General features: G+C 57.3%; 16 protein-coding genes. 4 read left to right on the top strand and 12 right to left on the bottom strand.

What is annotated here, in order from left to right; genetic code table 11:
- Positions 1-15: 15 nt before the first annotated feature.
- The 9 genes from IDH41_RS02290 to IDH41_RS02250 all read right to left on the bottom strand — a co-directional run bounded on the left by IDH41_RS02290 (position 16) and on the right by IDH41_RS02250 (position 11348).
- A complete protein-coding gene (locus IDH41_RS02290; protein ID WP_190857907.1) occupies positions 16-840 on the bottom strand; it encodes a carbohydrate ABC transporter permease in 825 nt (274 codons plus the stop codon).
- 29 nt (positions 841-869) lie between these two features.
- Complete coding sequence (locus IDH41_RS02285; RefSeq protein WP_190857906.1) at positions 870-1757, bottom strand: carbohydrate ABC transporter permease; 888 nt, start codon at positions 1755-1757, stop codon at positions 870-872.
- An 82-nt stretch (positions 1758-1839) separates the two neighbouring features.
- Positions 1840-3234 (bottom strand): ABC transporter substrate-binding protein, encoded by a 1395-nt coding sequence (locus IDH41_RS02280; protein WP_190857905.1) that lies wholly within the window; start codon positions 3232-3234, stop codon positions 1840-1842.
- Between the two features lie 96 nt (positions 3235-3330).
- Positions 3331-4458 (bottom strand): DUF4185 domain-containing protein, encoded by a 1128-nt coding sequence (locus IDH41_RS02275; RefSeq protein WP_223829376.1) that lies wholly within the window; start codon positions 4456-4458, stop codon positions 3331-3333.
- Positions 4459-4494: 36 nt separating this feature from the next.
- A complete protein-coding gene (locus tag IDH41_RS02270) occupies positions 4495-5604 on the bottom strand; it encodes a glycoside hydrolase family 172 protein (protein WP_190857903.1) in 1110 nt (369 codons plus the stop codon).
- A gap of 74 nt (positions 5605-5678) precedes the next feature.
- The gene (locus IDH41_RS02265) at positions 5679-7343 is read right to left on the bottom strand and encodes a ribulokinase (protein ID WP_190857901.1); all 1665 of its coding nucleotides are present in this window, start codon (positions 7341-7343) and stop codon (positions 5679-5681) included.
- Between the two features lie 19 nt (positions 7344-7362).
- Positions 7363-9156: an L-fucose isomerase gene (locus tag IDH41_RS02260; protein WP_190857899.1), complete on the bottom strand. Its 1794-nt coding sequence runs from the start codon at positions 9154-9156 to the stop codon at positions 7363-7365.
- Positions 9157-9209: 53 nt separating this feature from the next.
- A complete protein-coding gene (locus tag IDH41_RS02255) occupies positions 9210-10217 on the bottom strand; it encodes a LacI family DNA-binding transcriptional regulator (protein WP_190857897.1) in 1008 nt (335 codons plus the stop codon).
- Positions 10218-10265: 48 nt separating this feature from the next.
- Complete coding sequence (locus IDH41_RS02250) at positions 10266-11348, bottom strand: glycoside hydrolase family 172 protein (protein ID WP_190857895.1); 1083 nt, start codon at positions 11346-11348, stop codon at positions 10266-10268.
- A 224-nt stretch (positions 11349-11572) separates the two neighbouring features.
- Here IDH41_RS02250 and IDH41_RS02245 point away from each other — a divergent pair, with 224 nt between their 5' ends.
- Positions 11573-12478, top strand: coding sequence for an AraC family transcriptional regulator (locus IDH41_RS02245; protein ID WP_190857893.1), 906 nt, complete (start codon positions 11573-11575; stop codon positions 12476-12478).
- A gap of 280 nt (positions 12479-12758) precedes the next feature.
- Here the strand turns inward: IDH41_RS02245 and IDH41_RS02240 are convergent, their stop codons facing one another.
- Both IDH41_RS02240 and IDH41_RS02235 read right to left on the bottom strand, forming a co-directional pair.
- Entirely contained in the window at positions 12759-14618 is a 1860-nt protein-coding gene (locus IDH41_RS02240; RefSeq protein ID WP_223829375.1) for an ABC transporter ATP-binding protein, read from the bottom strand.
- 306 nt (positions 14619-14924) lie between these two features.
- Complete coding sequence (locus IDH41_RS02235; RefSeq protein WP_190857891.1) at positions 14925-17486, bottom strand: rhamnogalacturonan lyase; 2562 nt, start codon at positions 17484-17486, stop codon at positions 14925-14927.
- A gap of 320 nt (positions 17487-17806) precedes the next feature.
- Here IDH41_RS02235 and IDH41_RS02230 point away from each other — a divergent pair, with 320 nt between their 5' ends.
- The 3 genes from IDH41_RS02230 to IDH41_RS02220 all read left to right on the top strand — a co-directional run bounded on the left by IDH41_RS02230 (position 17807) and on the right by IDH41_RS02220 (position 19678).
- On the top strand, positions 17807-18385 hold the full coding sequence (locus IDH41_RS02230; RefSeq protein WP_190857889.1) for a complement C1q domain-containing protein: 579 nt from the start codon (positions 17807-17809) through the stop codon (positions 18383-18385).
- Positions 18386-18415: 30 nt separating this feature from the next.
- Complete coding sequence (locus IDH41_RS02225; protein ID WP_190857887.1) at positions 18416-19009, top strand: complement C1q domain-containing protein; 594 nt, start codon at positions 18416-18418, stop codon at positions 19007-19009.
- A 63-nt stretch (positions 19010-19072) separates the two neighbouring features.
- On the top strand, positions 19073-19678 hold the full coding sequence (locus IDH41_RS02220) for a hypothetical protein (protein WP_190857885.1): 606 nt from the start codon (positions 19073-19075) through the stop codon (positions 19676-19678).
- Between the two features lie 93 nt (positions 19679-19771).
- Here IDH41_RS02220 and IDH41_RS02215 read toward each other — a convergent pair whose 3' ends face one another.
- Positions 19772-20650 (bottom strand): TolB family protein, encoded by an 879-nt coding sequence (locus tag IDH41_RS02215; protein WP_223829374.1) that lies wholly within the window; start codon positions 20648-20650, stop codon positions 19772-19774.
- Between the last annotated feature and the right edge of the window lie 260 nt (positions 20651-20910).

The following is a 20910-nucleotide window of genomic DNA, read 5'->3' as shown; positions in this document are numbered from 1 at the left end:
AAGAGACGCCTCCCGTTATTTCAAACCTGAAATTTTGATGCCTTTGATAATGTACTTCTGGAAAACAAGGAACAAAATAATCGTCGGTATAGCCGCGAGCGTGGACCCTGCCATTAGCAGACCGAGCTCCGTCGAGCGCTCGGAACGGAACGTGTTCAGGAACTGCATGATCTGGAACAAATCCGGATTCGTGATCGTCATCGTCGGCCATACGAAAGAGTTCCAATAACCGAGATACGAGCCGATCCCGACGATAACGAAAACGGGATAAGACATCGGGAAGAAGATGCTGGTGAAAATTTTCCAGCGATTCGCCCCGTCGATAAGCGCGGCTTCCTCAAGCGCAAGCGGAATGTTCAAATAAAATTGGCGGATAAAGAACATGTGACCCGCCGACGCGACGCCCGGCAAAATAAGAACGGCCATCGTGTCCAGCATTTTCATTTCGGTCACGACGATGAAGGACGTAAGCAGAATCGCCATGCCGGGGATGAACATCGTGCAGATGACGAACACCCATAACGTCCGTTTAAACCGGAATTCGAGACGGGCGAACACGTAGGCCGCCATCGAATTGATGATTAAGCTGAGCGCCGCGAAAATAACCGCGCCCGCGAATGTGACGGCCATCGACTTGCTAAACATCGGATCGGCCAAAATTTCGCTGTAATTCGCAAACTGCCATTTCTCCGGGAAAAACCGGAACGGCGTGGCAAGCACCTCGGTCTTCTCCTTGAAGCCGGCGATTACCATCCATGCGAGCGGGAACAGCGCCACGACCGCTATCAGGATGCCGATGACGTACATGATCGTTTTTACCGTTTGCTCCTTTAAGTTCATCGCAATCTCTCCTCCATTCGCCGGCTCGCTTAGCCGTCAACCGCTTTCTCCGAATTAAGCACCTTGAATATGATCGCCGATATGCTGCCGAGCACGACGAACAAGAGCAGCGCGGAAGCAATGGAATGGCCGACGAGCACGTCGTTGCGGAAGTGGTTGAAGATATACAAATTCGGCGTCGTCGTTTCGTTCAGCGGACCGCCGCCCGTCATGACGAGCGACAGCTCGAATTGCTGGATCGCTCCCGTAAAGCCGGTAATGAGCAAATACAAAACGACGTTTTTGAGCAGCGGTATCGTAATATGGATCATCTTCGTCCACGGTCCTGCCCCTTCAAGATCCGCCGCTTCATAGTAGCTGTCCGGGATATCGAGCAGTCCGGCGAGCATAATGAGCGACGTGATGCCGAAGCCGAGCCAGATCGCGGGGAGCGCGATGCTCGGAAGAGCCGTCTTCACGTCGGCCAGCCACGCCTGATTCTCGACGCCGAACCAGTTCACGATCACGTTGGCGAGACCCGCGTTGTAATCGAAAATAAAGACGAAAATAATCGATGCGATAATGCCCGAAATGATCGTCGGGATATAAATCGACGTTTTGACGAACCCGGAAAGCTTCGAGCCCATGGACCGAATGACATGCGCGAACAGAAACGCGAGAATCATTTGGGCCGGAACGACAAACAATGAAAATTTCAAGCCGGTAACGACCGCCTTCATGAACAACGGATCGTTAAGCACATTGACGAAGTTCTGCCAACCGACGAACTTGGACTCCTGATAGAAGCTCCAGTCGTAGAAGCTGACGATAAGGGCGTACACAAACGGGATGATGACAAATATGGTCAGCAATACCACGATCGGTATGAGCATGGTATAAGCGGTTAAATTGTCAAGCCGCATATTTTTTTTCTTCATTCACATTCACCGCCGTCGTATGGAAGTGCGGGGAGGCTCCATCCGGAAGACCGGCTTCCGGATGGTTCTTCCCCGTCATTCGTTATTGCGGGTTCGTGCCCGCAAGCTTGGATTTTGCGATAAAGTCGTTGATCGTTTTCTCGGCCGTCGCAAGCGCTTTGTCAACCGATTCGCCCTTCATGGCCGATTCGATCGCCGTCGCGAACGCGATGCTGATGTCCCACGGGTAAGCCGGCTCCGCTTTCGCGTAAGGGATGACCTTCTCCGCGATCAGCTTGCGCCATTCGTCAGCGGACGCCGCCGGATCCTGGTTCATGGCCTCGTCTACCGATTTGCGCGGCGAGAATTTCGAGAACTGGCTCGTTTTGAAGAAGTCGATCATGATGGCCGGGTCTCCTGCCAGCAAGTACTGGATGTACTGCGCCGCCGCTTCCGGTTTTTTCGATTTGCCGTCGATGACGAGCGTCCAGCCGCCAAGCGTCGCGGTCGGTTTCGTTTGGTCGCCGTCGATGGATGGCATCGGCGCTACGCCGATTTTGTCGAGCATATCCTTGTAATCGTTGCGGAACAAGCCGATCGACCAGGAACCGCTCACCGTCATGGCCAATTTGCCTTGACCGAACGGAGCCGCATCCGCGTAGGCGGACAGCTGCTGCTTCGGAATGATGCCTTCCTTGTAAAGCGTCGCGTAGAAGTTAAGCAGCTCTTTGTACTTGTCGTCCATGACGTCCGCTTTGGACCAGTCGTCCGTAATCGGAAGATGGCCTGCGGCGTTGTACTGCAAGCCCCAGCTCGACCAGCCAAGGTCCGGAGCCGTTTGCGCGATCGATGCGCCGAAGATGCCTTTTTGCGTCAGCTTCTTGCCGTATTCGATGAACTCGGCCCATGTCACCGGCGGCTTCTCGGGATCGAGTCCGGCCGCTTCGAACAGGTCTTTGCGGTAGTACAGAACGGCGGACGGCTCTACGAGCTTCGGATAAGCGTAGTATTTTCCGTCGACGGTAATAAATTCTTTTACGTTGTCGTACAGATCGTCGAATACGGCCGGATCCATGTAGTCGTTGAGCGCCATAATTTCGCCGTTCTTCGCTCCCGGCGCGATGCCGGAGTAGTTTCTCGTCATGACGTCGGGCGCCTTGCCGGCCGCCTGCGCCGCCTTCAGCTTCTGCGTCCATGCATCGCCGGGAACGATCGTCAGCTTCACCTGTACGTTATCCTGCGATTTGTTGAATTCGTCCGTCCACTTCTTGAACCAGGCGTCGGTCGTGTCTTCGAACTTCTGCGCCCAGAATTCGATCGTCACCTTCTCGGCCGGCTTCTCGCCCGCGTTGCCGTTGTTTGTCGCTTCATTCGTGCTTCCCTGATTGTTCGCGTTGCCTTCGTTCGATCCGGAGTTGCCGCAGCCGGACAATACGAACGAGAACGTCATGGCCGCCGCGAGTACGCCCGTCAAAACCTTTCCACGATTAGCCTGCATGTGTGAATCCTCCCTTTTTTTGAAAAAAATTTTTGTTTTTTATTTAAACGCCGAAGCGTTCAAACCAAAGTGAAGAGGACTTGCGTTGAAGCGCTTTCATTTGTTCAGCGTCGCCTTGAACCAGAAGACGTTGTAAGGCTCCCACAGCGACAGCGTGAAATAGATCGTCCTGCCGTCGTCTTCCATATATTGCGGATTCATATAAGGGCCGTACAAGCCGGGATATTCCGATGCCGGTACGAGCATCGTCGTCTCGCTCCAGGGCCCCCACGGGGTTTTCCCCTCGCGAAGCACGATGCCTTCGCCTTCCTTCAGGTACGTCATGATCCAGCTTTCAAGATAAGGATTCCAAACGACCGACAGCTCGCCGACCGTATCGTCCACGACCAAGGCCGATTCGGCGATGTCCTTGCTCCAGACCGACTTGCCGGAGTCGTCGGTCCCCGCATAATAAACATACTCGCCCGGTTTTTCAATGGAAGCTTCGTCCACCTTCATCAGCTTCACGCCGCCGAAGCGGCCGGACGGAATGCCCCAGAAGTAAATATCGGAACCGCCGTCGCTCCTCGGCACCTTATAGGGGCTGACTTGAATGAAGTGGCTGTCGGCCGGCCATTTCAGTTCATCCAGGAGCATCCAGTTCTGCCCGCCGTCCGTGGACTTGGCGACGCCGCTGTAATTGGCGTCCCATTTGCCGGGGTCTCCCCAGTGGTTGACCGACATATAGTACAAGTACAGGCTGCCGTTCGCGTAGACGCCATGCGTCGGTATTTTCGTCATTTCGTCAAAATCGATTTTCTTCGAAGGCAGCAGCTCCTTCGCGAGCCCGATCTCGTCCGTGATCATCCCGTCGAACGTAATGCCGTCCGACGGGTCCTGATCGGTGGAGTGGGCGAGCACGTTGGATCGCCAGTAGCTGCCCCCGGCGCCGGTCTGACCGTCAGACCGCTCGCCGAAGGTGTCTCCGAAGACGAAATACGTTTTGTCGTCCGCCTGGATCATCGATCCGAGATCCGTACCGTTGACCGCGTATTGATCCGTGGCGTTCGCGGATTCCTTGCCCGTTAACTGGGCAACCTGCTGCAGGCCGGATATGCTTTTCAGGCGGAATTCCTTGTCCTTGCCGTCCAGCATTTGCTTCGCGGCGTCGTCGCCGGTTCCGCAAGCGCTAAGCAGCATGGACAGGACGAGCAAACTTCCCGTCAACGTTTTGCGCAGCTTCATCATCTCCTTGCGTCAATAGGTGCACTGGAAGCGCGGTTAAGGGTTCGGGTGCTTGAAAATTTCCTTCAGGCTTTGCTCGTTGAACGGCTTGATGTCCGGCAGCGGCAGCCGGTCCTTCACCTTCGGGAGCGGCTTGAACGATTGATGCGGCTCCTGCTGGTACCAATAAGCCGTCGATGATACGTCGTCGCTGCGATGGTTGTTGTGGCCGTGCTCGATCGTGACCTTGATGCTTTGGTCGAACATGATCGGATCGAGAATATGGTAGCGGTAGGTGGAAATTTTGCCGCTCCAGTTCGGTCCGCCGCCGAGAATGATGCCATGGTACGGCGTGCATACTTCCTGCTGCGGGCACCATGCCGTATTGAAGTAATCCTCCATGCCCGTACCGTGCAGCGTCGGCGGCCAAGGCTCGCCGTCGATGAAGATCATGTCGTCGCCTTCGCCATACCAGTTCCACTCCCTCGTCTCGCGCAGGTTATGCACGTTGAAGTTGCAGCCGACGTAATGACCTTTGCCCTTCGCGTCGAGGATGACATAGTTGCCGTCGCCAGTCGTGTTCTTTCCTCCGAATTCGTAGTATGCGTTATCGACGCTATTCTCATCAATGCCGTCCGTCGGACATTCGCGGTTCCACTGGGCGTGGAAGCGGAGCTCGTTCTCCGGAAGCTTGTCGTACGCTTCGTAATCGATGTAGAAATAGAACTTGATCGGATGATCCGCTTCGCTTTCGATTTCGATTCTGGCATCGATTGCATACGGCATGCGGAAAAAGCTGTTGAACGCTTTGCCGTCTTCCGGACTCATCATGAGCAGCGCGGATTCATAGTTTTTGGTGACGCCGTGGCCAAGGCCGAAGAAGTCGCCGATCGGCGCTTCCACGCTCGGTTCACTCTCGCCGTCCCAATACATGCGAAGCACGATTTTTCTCGGCAGGAGCGCCTCTTCCGGCGCGCCGTCGGTCGCCATCGTCATCCAAATATGCGTAATGGCGCCCGCTCCTTTCATATGGCAAATTTCCGTCTTGTCGCCCGGGTTGATCGAGAAGTAGTCCTTGTTGCCTCCCGTGCGGTCGTAGCTGGATTCCCGCTTGCGCTTGCCCGGTCTAAGCTGGCTGAGCGATTGGATCGATTGCTGCAATTCCATGGTAGTACCACCTTTTCTATGTCAAAATATGGGATCGATTGCACATTTTTCGCAATAAAGCGGCGAGCGCTTTATTAGGTATGGCGTTTCATCGTCTTCAACGTCTTCATGACCCGATTGCCGCCGCGGCCGAAATAGTCGTGCAGCTTCAAGTAGTTCTCGTACAATTGTTCGTAAACGGCCGAATGCTCGGGGATCGGCTTAAACGATTCCTCGCGAACCCTCGCCATCTTCTCCGCCGCCTCGACGATCGTGGCGTAGCCGCCTTCCTCCGCGCCCGCCGCGACCGTCGCGAACATCGCCGCGCCAAGCGCCGCCGTTTGCGTCGAATCGGCGATCTTAATCTCCCGGCCCGTCACGTCGGCATAGATTTGCATAAGCAGCCTGTTGCGCTGCGGCAATCCTCCGCACGCATACAGTTCGTTCACTTCGACGCCGTTCTGATGGAACGCTTCGATGATCCGTCTCGTGCCGAACGCGGTCGCCTCGAGCAGCGCCCGGTAGATCTCTTCCGGCTTCGTCTGCAGCGTCAAGCCGACGATGAGGCCGGATAAATCCGCGTCGACGAGAACCGAACGGTTGCCGTTCCACCAATCGAGCGCCAGCAATCCGATCTCGCCGGGAGCGTAGGCCGAAGCTTGGCGTTCCAGCCATTGATGAACGCCGGTTCCTTCCTCCTGCGCGGCTTGCCGGACGTATTCCGGCACCGCTTCGTCCACGTACCAGGCGAAAATATCGCCGACCGCGGATTGCCCCGCCTCGTAGCCGTAATAGCCGGCTACGATGCCGTCCTCCACGACTCCGCACATGCCTTCGACGGTGACTTCCTTCTCGCTCAGCAGCAGATGGCAAATCGAGGTGCCCATCGCCATCACGAGCTTGCCCGGCGTTACGACGCCGACCGCCGGTACGGCCGCATGCGCGTCGACGTTGCCGACCGCCACCGCAATTCCCGGACGAAGACCTATCGCTTCGGCCAGCTCGGCGTTCAGCTCGCCGGCCTTGGAGCCGAGCGCGGCAATTCCGCCTCGGAGCTTGGTCTCGGTAAGCGTCTCGAGCCTCGGATCCAGCGCCGCGAAAAATTCGTTCGACGGGTAGCCCTGTTCCTTGTGCCATACCGCCTTGTATCCCGCCGTACAGCTGTTTTTCACCAGATTGCCCGTCATTTGCATGACGACCCAATCCGCCGCTTCCATGAACAAATCCGTCTGCGCGTATACTTCCGGCGCTTCATTTACGATTTGCCAAACTTTCGCGATCATCCACTCGGAGGACAATTTCCCTCCGTATCTGGCCAGGAACGTCTCGCCCCGCTGCTCGGCGATCGCGTTCAACTTATTCGCTTCCTCCTGCGCGGCGTGATGCTTCCATAGCTTCACCCAGCTGTGCGGATTGCCGCTCCATTCCGGCTTCAGGCACAGCGGCACGCCTCGTTCATCGAGCGGCATCATCGTGCATGCCGTAAAATCGATGCCGATGCCGATGACGTCTCCGGCATTCACGCCGGCTTCGCGCAGCACCGCCGGTACCGAACGTCTCAGCACCTCCAAATAATCGTCCGGGTGCTGGAGCGCCCAGTCGGGACCGAGCCCGGTCCCGTCCGGCAGCTTCTCGTCCATGACCCCGTGCGGATAAGGCGTGACATGCGTCGCGATCTCCGTTCCGTCCGCGATGTCGACGAGAAGCGCTCTTCCCGATTCGGTGCCGTAATCGACGCCTATTGCATATTTGGCACACATAGATTACTGCCCCTTTCCGTTATTTGTAGAGCGGTCCGAAGTTTTGGCAGGCGCGGTAGTCGGCGCCGACCGGCTCCATCTCGCCGAAAGCGGCCCACGCGCTCGGCCTGAATACCCGCTCGTCCGGAACGTTATGCATCGATACCGGAATGCGGAGCATCGAAGCCAGCGTAATGAGATCGCCGCCGATATGGCCGTAGCTGACGACGCCGTGGTTGGAGCCCCATTTGTTCATCACGGTGTACACGTCCTTGAACATGCCCTCGCCCGTCAAATTCGGCGCGAACCAGGTGGTCGGCCATGTCTCGTTGCTGCGCTTGTCAAGCGCGTCATGCACGTCGTCCGGCAGCTCGACGGTGTAGCCTTCGGCCAGCTGCAGCACGGGACCGAGTCCTGCGATCAGATTGATGCGGGCCATCGTTACCGGCATGCCGGCGCGGGTTGTGAAGTCGGTCGAGAAGCCGCCGCCGCGGAAGAAGTCGACCGCCGGGCACCATTCCGTGGCGTCCAGACATTTGTTCACTTCGTCTTCGGTAATTTCCCAGAACGGCTTCATGACCGGCTTGCCGTCGCGCGTCTGCTGTCCCGTTCCGTCAAGCGCGGCCGGTCCGGAGTTGATCAGGTGAATAATGCCGTTCGCGGCTCTTCCGGTCAGCTCGTGGCCGGTTACCCGCTTGACCGCGTCCGGGCTCCAATAGGTGCGGACGTCGGCGAATACTTGCGCCGCGTTCGTCAGCAAATGTCCGAACAGCATCGTGATGCCGTTCAGCGTATCGTTCTCGGTCGCCAGCATGAACGGCTCGCGAATGCCGTTCCAGTCGAAGGACGAGGACAGTATCGCCTCCATGAAGTCGCCGGTCGGGTAGTAATCGGTCCAAGCGCGCTGGCCCTGGAAGCCGGCGGCGATCGCGTTGTGTCCGAGCGCCTCCTCGCCGAAGCCCATTTCGTCCAGCTTCGGATTGCCGATCATCAGGTCGCGTCCGATGAGCGCCATCTTGACGACCGTTTCCCAATCCTTCTCCTGCTGCTCGGCGGAACGCTTCAAGTGATCCGGCCTTACGTCCTTGCCTTCCTTGCAGTTGGCCTTCGTCCATGCAAGCGCCCGCTCGTATTCCTCGCGGTCGTAAATGCCGAGCCCCATCCGTCTTACGAATTCGGTCATGTCGACGTATTCGTTGCGGATGCCGAGATATTTCTGGAAGAACGACTCGTCGACGATGCAGCCTGCGATGCCCATCGAGACGGAGCCCATCGACAAATACGATTTGCCTCTCATCGTCGCGACGGCCAGGCCGGCGCGGGCGAATTGCAGCAGCTTCTCCTGAACGTCGGGGGTGATCGTCGCGTCCCCGATATCCTGCACGTCGCGTCCGTAAATGCTGAACGCAGGAAGCCCTTTCTGATTATGCGCGGACAGCGCTGCCGCCAAGTATACCGCGCCCGGGCGTTCGGTGCCGTTGAAGCCCCAGATCGCCTTCGGCCTTGTCGGATGCGTATCCATCGTTTCGGTCGGATAGCACCAGGAAGGGGTAACGGAAATCGTGACGCCTACGCCTTCCGATTCGAACTTTTGCTCCGCGCGGGCCGCTTCGGCCACGCCGCCGATGCACGTATCGGCAATGACGACTTCGACAGGGAGTCCGCAGCTGTGTTTCAGGTTTTCGGACAAGAAAGCCGCGGCCGTCCGCGCCATCTCCATCGTTACTTCCTCGAGCGATTCGCGGATGCCTCCGCGGCGTCCGTCGATAATGGGACGAATGCCGATTTTCGGCAGGTTGCCTTGCAGTCGGTTTACAGCTTTTGCATTTGTCATTTTGCAACACCTCTTCTATCCAAGTCGGTCGATTTGCGACGCTTAACGGTCTATTAGGGAATGCATTTGATTTGATGGCTGAATATTTCAAGGTGAGGATCGGCGTTTTGGTTCTGCTTATCCATTCGGCTGAGCAGCAGTTCGCCGGTTCTCTTCCCCATGTCGTAAGGCTGCTGGTCGATATAGTACAGCTTCGGATTTTTGAGCAGCTGTCCCGCTTCCACTTCGCCGAACGAAGCGATGGCGACGTCCGTCGGAATATGCTGTCCCTTCCGGATGAGCTCGAGCAGCACGCCGAACGTCATCCGGTTATTGAGCGAGACGATCGCCGTCGGCTTTCTGTTCGACTGCCAGAATCGGCGAACCGCCCTTACGCCGCCTTCGACCGTAAAATCGCCGTTGTACACGAGCGGAGGCTGCTCGATGCCGAATTCGTTCAATGCCCGAAGGACGCCTTCGTAACGCTCCCTCCCCGTGCTTACCCAGGAAGGGCCGTTGACGACCCCGATCGCCGTATGACCGTCCTCGAGCAGCCGCTTCGCCAGCATGTAAGCGCCGGCCGCGTTGTCTTCGGCAATCAGGTCGAGCTCCGATAAGCCGTCGACGTTCTCCAAGGTCCGATCGATCAGCACGACCGGCAGCCCGGAGCGGGACATGCCCGCGATCTTGCTTCCGTTGCCGCCCGCCGTCGCGACCACGACCGCATCGACCCGTTTCTCGTTGAGCAGCTGCAGCAGCCTGCTTTCCTTATCCGTGTTTTCATCCGAGCTGCAGAACATGAGCTGGAAGCCGCTCTGACCGACCGTATCCTCGATCCCCTTCGAAATTTCCATAAAATACGGATTCGTAATATCGGGTACGATAACGCCGATCATAAAGGTTCGGTCCTGCTTCAAGCTTCTTGCGATGGCGCTGGGCTCGTAATTCAGCTTCGCGATCGCGGCGTTGACGCGCCGCCTTGCCTCTTCGCTCACCTTCAAGCTGTTGTTAAGGACGCGGGACACGGTCGCCGTCGATACTTCCGCTTCCGCAGCCACTTCTTTAATCGTAGCTTTGAGCAAAGCAGATCACCTCGGGCGATGTATAAAATTCGGATGGCCGGTTAGGATTTAAATAACTTCCCGCTCGTCGTTGCCCGGCAATTCCGGATGCGGCGCGTGCGGCTCCAGCTGGTACCAGAACGCCGTGGAAGCGATGTCGCTCTGCTGCGGCAAATACCTTCTGCCGGAGCGCCAGCCGAGGTCCTGGATCGTCACCTTCAGGTCGCTCTCGAAGCGGATCGGATCCATGACGTGCCAGCGGTACATGCCGAAGCGCGTCTGGCTGCGGTACAGCCCGTCGGGCTTAATGAGCTGATGCATCCCGAGATAGGCCGTCGAATAGGTCGAATATTGCCCGATCGGATGCTCCCAGTTCCACGCGCCCCCGAAGTAATCTTCCGTCCCCGTTCCGCAGATCGTCGGAAATTCCTTGTCGCCGTCCATGAAGAACTTGATTTCGCCTTCGCCCCACCAGCCGGTATTGTTCACCTGCCAAGCGAGGTACGTTCCGACATAATGGCCCTTGCCCGTCACGCCGTCCAAAATCGTATGAACGTCCTTGTAAGCGACCGGATTCGATCTTCTCCACTGCGCGTGGAAGTACGCCATGTCGTCCGGCACGTCCGTGAGCGTATAGTCGACTTGATAATACAGCACGACTTTGTCGGATTCTTTGTTCTCCACCGTGATCTTTGCATGTTTGCGGAACGGCATCAGCCAGTAGCTGTTCATGCCGCCGGCCGGATTAACGGCGACCGGCTGCGAATTGACGTTGACCCGCTCGTTCCAGCCGTTGCAGAAGAAATCGCCTAGCGGCACTTCGACCGAAGGCTGCTCTTCGCCGTCCCAGTACATGCGGAGGATCATGTTGCGCCAATGCGACGGGAAGCAGGTAAGCCATATATGCTGGATCGCGCCGGGGCCGTCGATTGCCGCCATCGTAAACGTTTCGCCTGGTCCGATCTCGACGGAAGGGGATACCTTCCAGCCTACGCCGAGGTCGCGAGCGCAATTGGCGCCGGTTCCTTCGGTTGCCATGCCGCCCTTCCCTTTCTCCCCGTTGAAGTTTTCCGCGCTGATCGAGCGGGTTACGGCGTTCGACACTCGGGCAAGGCTTCCGATCCCCATTTCAAGTCCATTGAATTGACTCATGTTCGATTGCTCCTTCCATGCGTTTAAAGTCGTTCGGCTGTCTGTGCGATCAGGCCTCGCGTTTCCTGCGATGAGGCGGTCATAATATAATAGAAGATGCTATTTGACGTCTGACCTCAATTTCGTGTTAACGATTACATTGCTTATGTTATCACAGTTCATTTTTGACTTCTTTATTTGAACTTGTTATTATTTATCCAATCTTGCTATATTGGAGTGATTTCGTGGAAGCGCTTCCCATTTCTAAAAAATCATTGCTCATGCAGCTGTCCCCGAATGTCCGCAGAGCCTGGAACCACCGCGAGACCGAAATGCGGCTGAAGGCCCGCATTATATTCGACTACGAGCTGCTTTACTTGGAGAAAGGCGGCCTCACCATCCGCATCGACGATACGGTGCATACGATCGGGCCGGGCGACGTCGTTCTGTTCAAGCCGGGCAAGGAGCATGAATTCATCGGCTCGGAGGGGGAATGCTGGATGCCCCACATTCATTTCGATGCGATGCACGAGGAGGATTTCGAAGAAATTCCGATCAATTACAAGAAGCGGTCGGAATGCAGCGAGCAGGAGCTGAAGTGGATCCGCGAAGACGTGCTCGGGAACGTTCTGCAAATCCCGGACGTCATCCGGATCGAGAACCACGGCGAAATTTTAAAATCGCTGCAGCAGCTCATCCACGCGTACGAGCGGCGCGACCTCGACTTTTACCTGTTTCAAAAATCGGTCGTGCTGAAGCTGCTGTACGTCATCGTCAAAGGGCTGGAGGCGAGCGAGGCGAACCGGCTCCGCGCGCATCACAAATCGCTAGACGCCGCGGCCACGCTGATCATGGAGCGGTTCGACGACACGATCCTGCTCGAGGAGCTGTCCAAAACCGCGACGCTCAGCGTCTTCCACTTCTCCAGGCTTTTTAAACAGAAGTACGGGCTGACACCGCATCAATTCCAGATGCGCTACCGGATCGAGAAGGCGAAGGACCTTATGATCTACAGCCCGCTGACGGTCTCGTCGATCGCCGAGAAGGTCGGATACGGCAGCGTCTACGCGTTCAGCAAGGCATTCAAGCAGATCGAAGGCGTCTCGCCGCGCAAGTTCATTCAAACGTTCATCGGCTCTGAGGATGGTTAGCGGGGCGGGGCCGTTCTGCTCGGCTGCGCGGCCATCAGGTCTAATTTTTAGACCTGATTCCTAAAATCTCGCCGATTGGGGCGGATCAGATCTAATTTTTAGATCTGATCGCACGATTTCAGCCTCCGAGAAGCCATTCCGCGCAGCAGCGGGACTAGACGATCGGGTTCGCCCCACCATTCCGATTCCATCCCGAGCAAAAAAACGAAGGCCGCCCCTTGCGACGACATGATCCGCCATCGCCGTGGAACAGCCCTTTCTACAACTTGCTATCCTGTCGTTAAGCCAGCCCCGCCAGCTCCTCCGGCCGCATCGCCTTCAGCTGCTGCTCGTACAGCTTCCGGTACAGGCCGCCTTCGCGCAGCAGCTTGCCGTGGCTGCCCCGCTGGACGATCTCGCCGCCGTCGACGACCAAAATTTGGTTCGCCCTCACGACCGTCGCGAGCCGGTGCGCGATGACGAACGTCGTTCTTCCCTCCATCAGCCGCTCCAGCGCTTCCGTCACCATCGCTTCCGATTCGGAGTCGAGCGCGGAGGTCGCTTCGTCCAATATCAATATTTTCGGATCCTTCAGTATCGCCCTCGCGATCGCGAGCCGCTGCTTCTGCCCGCCGGACAATCTCATGCCCCGCTCGCCGATGATGGAATCGTAGCCGTCCTTGAAATCCGTAATGAATTCATGGGCGTTGGCCGCTTTCGCGGCCGCAACGACCTCCTTCATCGTCGCGTCGGGCCGGCCGTAGACCAGATTGTCCTTGATCGAGCCGGAGAACAAAATATTGTCCTGCAGCACGAGCGCGATATGCTTCCGCAAATCATCGATACGATATTCGCGGATGTCGCGGCCGTCGATGTAAACCTCTCCGCAAGCCGGCTCGTAAAATCGCGGAATCAGGTTGATCAGCGTCGACTTGCCCGCGCCGCTCGGTCCGACGAGGGCGATGACCTCGCCCGATCGGGCCTCGAAGGAAATGTTCTTGATCCCCTGCCGCTCCTCGATCGTAATCTCCGGCGGGACGGGGCGCACGCTCGTCGGCTTCCAGAAAAACCGCTTCGGCGCCTTCTCCCGCTCGACCAAATCCGGATTCGCCGGGCCGCCGCCGTTCTGCGGGTACGCCAAGTTCCGGGCCGAATACGTGTACGAAACGTTCCGGAACACGATATGGCCGTCGCATCTCGGCATGGACATCGCGTCTTCGGATTCCTCGATCGACGGCTTCTCATCCAGAACCTCGAAGACCCGTTCGATGTTCGTGATCGAGTTCTGAATCGTAACGTTCACGTCCGCGAACCGCTGAATCGGCCCGTACAGATTGCCGAGCAGCATTTGGAAGGCGATGATTTCCCCTGCCGTCATCTTCCCCGCGAGCACCATGCTTCCCCCGACCAGCCAGATGACGATGCCGCCGGTATGCGCGAACGTCTCGCTCAGCCTGCCGAGCACGTTCGAGAACAGATGCGCCGACAGCGTATGCTTATAGTGCTGCTTCGTCTGCCCGGAGAACCGCTCCTGCTCCTGGCGCTCGCCGTTGAACGCCTGAACGATCCGAATGCCGGCCATCCGCTCGACGAGCGTTCCGGATATCCGCTCCATCTGCCGGTGCACGGAGCGCCAGGCGAGGCGGATATGGACGTTCATATTGGTGAACGATAAATAATAGAAGGGCAATATCGCCAGCGACAACGCCGCGAGAAACGCGTCCATCCGAAACAGCAGGAAGCCCGCGAACAGCACCATGAACAGATCGAGGACGAGATTGATGATGCCCCCTCCGATCAAATTTTGCGCGCCGCCGATATCGTGGATGACGCGGGAGGAAATGCCGCCGACCTGCCGCTGATCATAGAAGCTGACCGGCATTTTTTGCAGATGCGTATATAGCTGCTCGCGCAAATCCTTCATCATTCGGTTGCCCAGCAGCGCCGAGCAGTAATGCCGGAAAAAATTGACGACGACCCCGAAAAACAAAATGGCGGCCATGATGCCGACGACCGGATACAGCCCTAAGTCCCCTTTCCCGGCCAGCACTTCGTCGATCAGCAGCTGCGTGTAAATCGGCGTCGACAGCGGCGCGACGAATTGAACGATGCCGAGCGCGATAATAAGCCCGATCGTCCACCAATACGGTTTTGCCCACAACAAATAACGCTTGACCGGACTAATCGTAATCCCCCCTAAACCGAACCGTTAATTGAAACCTTCCCCATATTAGTTCATGGTGTAAGGGATTACAAAGGTCGTTCTGTAAAGAAAACCCAAGGAATCGAATGGAATAAAGAGAAATGACTGCCCGTGAAGGCAGTCATCAAGGCTCTCCCATTAATCTAACGATACAGGAGGGAATATCCGGCAATTCAAAATTTACATAGCAGGTAAATTGCGGTTTAATTAAAGGTTACTCGCTTATCGGCCAATGGCCGCACGTATGCCGCCCGCCTCGTTCCGTTACTCGCTCCGCATCGCGACGAACAGCTTGGCGTGATAGGACAAATTCAGCTTCGCGCGCTCGGAGACGCGATCCCGCTTCGACGGTGTGCCGAGCTGATCGAGGAATTTCTCCATCGCTTTCACCGCATTTCTCGCCGACCCGCGATCCATATCGCGCATGGCCTGCTTGAGCGTATTCGCAAGCTGCGAAGCAAGCGGCCCCGTCAGCTCGCCGGAACCCGCGTACCCCTTCAGCAGGCGCTCCGCCGCCGCCAGCAAGCCCGGCATCCGGACCGCCGGAAGCGGTACGAGCGACCAGTCGATATCGGAGGCCATATAGAAGCTCGTATACGCCGGCTGGTTGTATGACGTGTTCTGCCTTGCGATCTCCGCCCGATACTGGGCGTCGTGCATGAGCGTATACAGCTTGCGGTCCGTTACATCCGTGCTCATGTACATGCGGATAGCGGAGCTGTCGGCCGTCCGGACGAGCAGCTCCTCCCGCCAATCGCCGAATAGATCGGCGACGAGGCCCGGATTGCCCTTCGTATGGTTGTTCGTCCTCGTTCCTTCCGCCGTCAGCAGCCTGCCCTTCTTCCAATCGTCGATCGTCGGCGTCGCGTCAAGGGCGCCGCTTACGATCTGCGTCGTCATGTCCGCGGACCATTTGATGTTCATGTTCGTGCCCGGCGCACTCGAGCCGAGCGGGGCGCCGCCGGCCGTCCACAGGCCGACCGCCCATGTCTCCATTCCCCTGCTGCCGGGGTCGACGTCGCCGATCATGCCTCGCCCGGTATCCTTGCCGGTATAGCCGCCGTAGATGACCTCTCCGGTTGCCGCGTCGCGCATGGAATAACCGTACGGAGCCCAAGCCCCGCCTTCGTGCACCATGAATATTTCCTTGCCGGGCCGCTCCGGGTCGATATCCGTCACATGCATCGCATCGCCATGGCCCAGTCTCGCGGTCGTGCCCGGCGCCGCGCTTTGCGGCGGCATGACATCCGTCGAGCTGTACAGGAGCGAGCCGTCATGGTCGATCGTCGCCGATCCGTAGACGATTTCGTGCCTGCCGTCGCCGTCCACGTCCGCCGCGCTCAAGGAATGGGCGCCCTGCGTCGTGATCGTGCCGAATACGGGATCTTCGCCGTCCCGGCCGTGAGGACCGTCGTTGAACGGATTCGACATCGGCGTCCAGCCGCTGTCCACGAACCACCGTTCCTTCAGATGCTTGCCGTCCCAGTCATAGGCGATCAGCGTCGATCTCGTGTAATACCCTCTGGCAAATACGGCCGATGGGGTTTTCCCATCCAGATAGGCGACGCCGGCGAGGAACCGGTCGACCCGATTGCCCGGCTCGATTCTGGCCATCGCGTAATCGCCCCACATCAGACCGTCGTCCGTGCGTCCCGGCTTGTACGGAACCGTCTCCAGTTCGGCGCCGCTGTCGCCTTCGAATACGGTCAAATATTCGGGCCCGTCCACGATAAACCCTTCGAACGCGCGCAAGTTGTTCCGGCTGCTGCGGCTCGGCGCGTAGACGTCCATGAAGTAATCGACCAAGCTTTCCGCATCGACGCGCGACAGCGGATATTCGTATGCCGGCTCGATGCCGAAGCTCTCCTCGAGCGTGGCCGGCCAGCTGCCGTTCTTTACTTCCGGATGGTCCGTCCAGCCCATGAACATTCCGACCAGGCGCTCATAATAATCGGCGCTGCTCATCCGGTAATCGTCCGTATGGCTGTATCCGGCTTTCCGGTCCTCCTTCGGCATCGTGACGTACTTTTCGGATTTCACGCCGCCCTGCTTGTCGTAGGCGATGATCTTCGTGCCCGGCGCGGTTTTGAGCATCGTCTCCGCCTTGCCGTTCCCGTCGAAATCGTACACCATGAACTGCGTGTAATGGGCGCCGGAACGAATATTGACGCCTAGATCGATACGGTACTTGAGCGTTCCGTCCAGCTCGTAGCAGTCGATGTACGTCACGCCGGTATAGCCGACCTGGGACACGTCCTTCGCATTGGACGGCTCCCACTTGACGAACAACTCGTACTGTCCGTCGCCGTCGACATCCCCTGCGCTTAAGTCGTTGGCGGCATACGTATACGCCTCTCCGGCGGGCGTCGTGCCATCCGCCGGCTTCCTCAGCGCCACGTCGGAATACGCATGGCCCCAAGGCGCGACCGCGGCGCTCCGATCGACCTCCTCCCCTTTTACGACAGCGCTTACATAATAGCGCGAAGCGGAAGTGCCGTCCTTGTCCAAATAGTTGGTGCTGTCTTCGATCGTCGCGAGCTTGACGCCGTCGCGGTACAAATGAAAGCTCGCCCCGGTCAGGCCGGCTTTCGAATAGCCGGTCGCCTCATTGGCGAGCAGCCTCCAGCTTAGAAAAACGCCGTCGGCGGTCGAGGCCGCCGTCAAGCCGCGGTCGAGGTATTCCAGCTGAATGCCGCGGGATTGCCCGACGTCGCCTTTCTTGTCGATTCCTTCGGCCGAAGCCGTAACGACGCCCGTAAGCAGAAGCGGTACGGCCAGCGCGCCCTTTAACAGTTTTCCCGCTAGCGGGGCATTTTTTAATTTCATTACTGCATCACCTTCCGCGAATGAGTTGTTTATGCCTGTAATCGCCGAACTTGTCCATGCGCCCCCTTTCCACGACTACATTATAGTCGGAATATTCCGACCCAAATAGGGAAATAACCGATGTTTTCCACTAAAAAACAGTGATTTTCGCCTGCACACGATGGTAGACAAGCGCCTTTTCCTATTTTCCGTCGCGCATGCCCAATCTACGAAAGCGGATTTTTCATAGAATAAACTATTGCTAGAGTCGGATGATTTGCTAGAATTCCAACGAGCATTCACGCCCTGGCAATCAAACGGCGATCAAGGAGGGATTAGCATTGAGCGGAAGGAATGCAAAGAAAAGCGTCGTGAAGAAGCGATCCGTCACCTTCACCAAGACGAAAACGGTCAGCACCGGCATCGTGAAGAAATACGCGACGAAAATGCGGAGCGCGCCGGGCAAAACGGTCGATTGCGGGCGGAGAAAACGCAAGAAGAGCGTCCTCGGCAAATTCTCCGCGTTCCGGGCGCTCGCGGAGCCAGGCCAGACCGTACCGGTGAATACGGCTGCACGGCTTCGTTTTCCGGCGGAAATTTTGGATGTCAACCGAGAATACAATCCCGGGACCTCTACCTTCCGTCCGAGAAGGAACGGCGTGTACTCGCTCGCGGCATCCGTCGGCTTCGTGACGACAAGCCCGATTAACGCCATTCTCGAAATCAGAGTGAACGGGCAGGATCAAATTTCCGATTTCGAATCGTTCAACACGCCGACCGGCATTATCGACGCGTCCGGCATTATTCCGCTGAAGGCTGGAGATCGGGTGCAAGTATTCGCGACCTTTACGGGGAGTACCGATCCGATCGGCATCTTCCCGGGTTCGGCCACACGGTTCGAAGGAGCGAGATTCCGTTAACGACAACATCATCAACGAGGGGGATTAACGATGGTCAAAAAGGTGGTCAAAAAAAGCGTCGTGAAGAAGCGCTCCGTCACCTTCACGAAATCGAAAACGATCAGCACACGCATCGCGACCAAATGCAAGACCAAAAAACGGTCCGCGCCGAAACGGGCGTTCAAACGCAAATGCCGCAAAATCGTCATCCGGAAAATCGCGCTCGGCAGGACTTCCGCGTTCCGCGCGCTCGCCAGTACGGCTCAGACCGCAACGACCAACGGCATAGACGTCCAGGTACGTTACCAAAACGAAGTATTGGATATAAACAATGAGTACAACCCGCTCACCTCGACGTTCCGCCCGCAGCAAAGCGGCGTATACTCGCTCGTCGCCGCTGTTGCCTTCATTAGCGGCGAGGAGACTTCGGTCAATGTATTTCTGTCCATCCGCGTGAACGGAATCGAACAAATCTCGGATTTCGAGACCTTCACGCTCGGCGGGTTGATCGACGCGGCCGGCATTATTCCGTTAAACGCAGGCGACACGGTACAAGTATTCGCTTTATTCAGTGCGGAGCAAGAAAGAGCAATCTTCATAGTCCCGGGTACGTTCACCCGCTTCGAAGGCGCAAGAATCCGTTAATCGGACAATGAGCAAACAGCCTTTTTCATATTAATGTGCATCTGACGATCGAGGGGATAAGTCATGACCAAACAGATGGTAAGAAAAAACATCGTGAAGAAGCGGTCCGTCACCTTCAAAAAGACGAAAACGATCAGCGCCAGCATCGTGACCGAATTCAAATCCAAAAAACGGTGCGCGCCGAAACGGGCGGTCAAATGCGTACCGTGCAAACACTTCGTACGCAAAAGCGCCGTCAAACGGACCTCCGCATTCCGGGCGACCGCAAGCCAAGTTCAAACCGTGACCGCCGGAGGCCCGTCCGTCCAGGTTCTTTTTCAAAATGAAGATTTTGACGTCAATAGGGAATATAACCCGCTCACGTCGACGTTCCGTCCGAGAAAAAGCGGCATCTACTCGTTAAGCGCGGCAGTCACTTTCGCTCTCGTTACTGCAACGCCTCCAATTAACGTCCAACTGACCATTAGAGTGATAGGAACGAATCAAGCGATTACGGATTTCGAAGTTTTCAGCACCGCGGCGGGAATCATCGACGCGTCCGGCCTTCTGCGGTTAAACGCGGGAGATTCCGTGCAAGTCTTCATTGGATTCAGCGGAACTGCTCCCGGAGGCAGCATCGGCATCCTTCCGGAAAGCTTGACGCGCTTTGAAGGAGCCAGGATCCGATAAAGCCGTTGCCGCGCTGAAGACGAGCATGAAAGTAAGGGGCAGCCCTGCAAGCCGTTATGGCTTAGGGACTGCCCCTCTATTTTCAACCTTTCCTTATTCCGCCTGCCGATAACTGACAAAAGCGATCCGCCGGCTGTCGGGCGACCAGGAATTGACGTTGATCGTCCCCTGCCCGCCGAACAGACTGACCAGCGTCCGATAGCCGCCGCCTCCGCTCGGCATGAGGCGGATCTCGACGTCCTTGTTCGCGGGATGGTCGCCTGGCGCAACGTCCCCCTTCCGGTAGGCAATATAGGCGACATGCCGACCGTCGGGAGAAACATGCGGAAACCAGCTGTTGCTCTCCTCGAACGTCATTTGCGTCTGCCCGCTGCCGTCCGCGTTCATCCGCCACACCTGCATAAGGCCCGTCCTGACCGAATTAAACCAAATATGATTGCCGTCCGGCGAGTATTCGGGTCCGTCGTTCAAGCCCGGCGAATCGGTCAGCCTCGTCTCGACGCCGCCTTCGGCCGGGATGACGTAGACGTCGTACTGCCCGGCCCGCTCCGCGCAGTAAGCGAGCGTCTTGCCGTCCGGCGACCAGCCGTGCAGGTAGCTCGGCGCAAGCGCCGTGACGAGAGTCGGATGCCCGCCCTCCATCGGCAGCACGTAGATTCGCGACCGGCCGTCCTCCTGCGTATGGTGGCTGACCGCGATGCGCGTATGGTCCGGGGAGAGAACGTGATCGTTGTTGCACCGGCTCGCGTAGCCGGTATCGATCACGCTGTTTGCCCGCGTTTCAAGGTCGAACGAATAGAGCAGCCCTTTGCTGTTATAAATAAGCCGTTTCCCGTCGCCCGTCCAATTCGGCGCTTCGATCAGCTCGCCGAATTCGGCCAAGAGCTCGATTTCGCCCGTTTCGATATCCACCGCCTTAAGAAAGCTGACCGTCTTGCTTTGCTGAATGTTTGATCCTAACGTTTCCGTCACTGCCGTTCCACCATCCTTGACCCGAATTTGTGAACGCGCGTTTACAAGTAGTTGAACATTCTGGCTGATTCATGCCCGTTCCTCTCATCGGGTTCATCATACTGAATCGGTGATAGCGCTGTCAATCCTCTTGTGCGTATGGGGCAGGCCAAGCGGAAATGCTGCGATTGATGCTTCGGAACGAGAAGCGCTGCCTGATGGCAGATCACGATGCGCGAGGCGATTTAGACGCATGAAGCATCATTCAAACCGGCAGAAAA

Source organism: Paenibacillus arenilitoris, from assembly GCF_014705655.1.
In the GTDB taxonomy this organism is placed as follows: domain Bacteria; phylum Bacillota; class Bacilli; order Paenibacillales; family Paenibacillaceae; genus Pristimantibacillus; species Pristimantibacillus arenilitoris.
The sequence above is the reverse complement of the archived record's forward strand: the minus strand, read 5'-3'. Positions and strand labels throughout refer to the sequence as shown.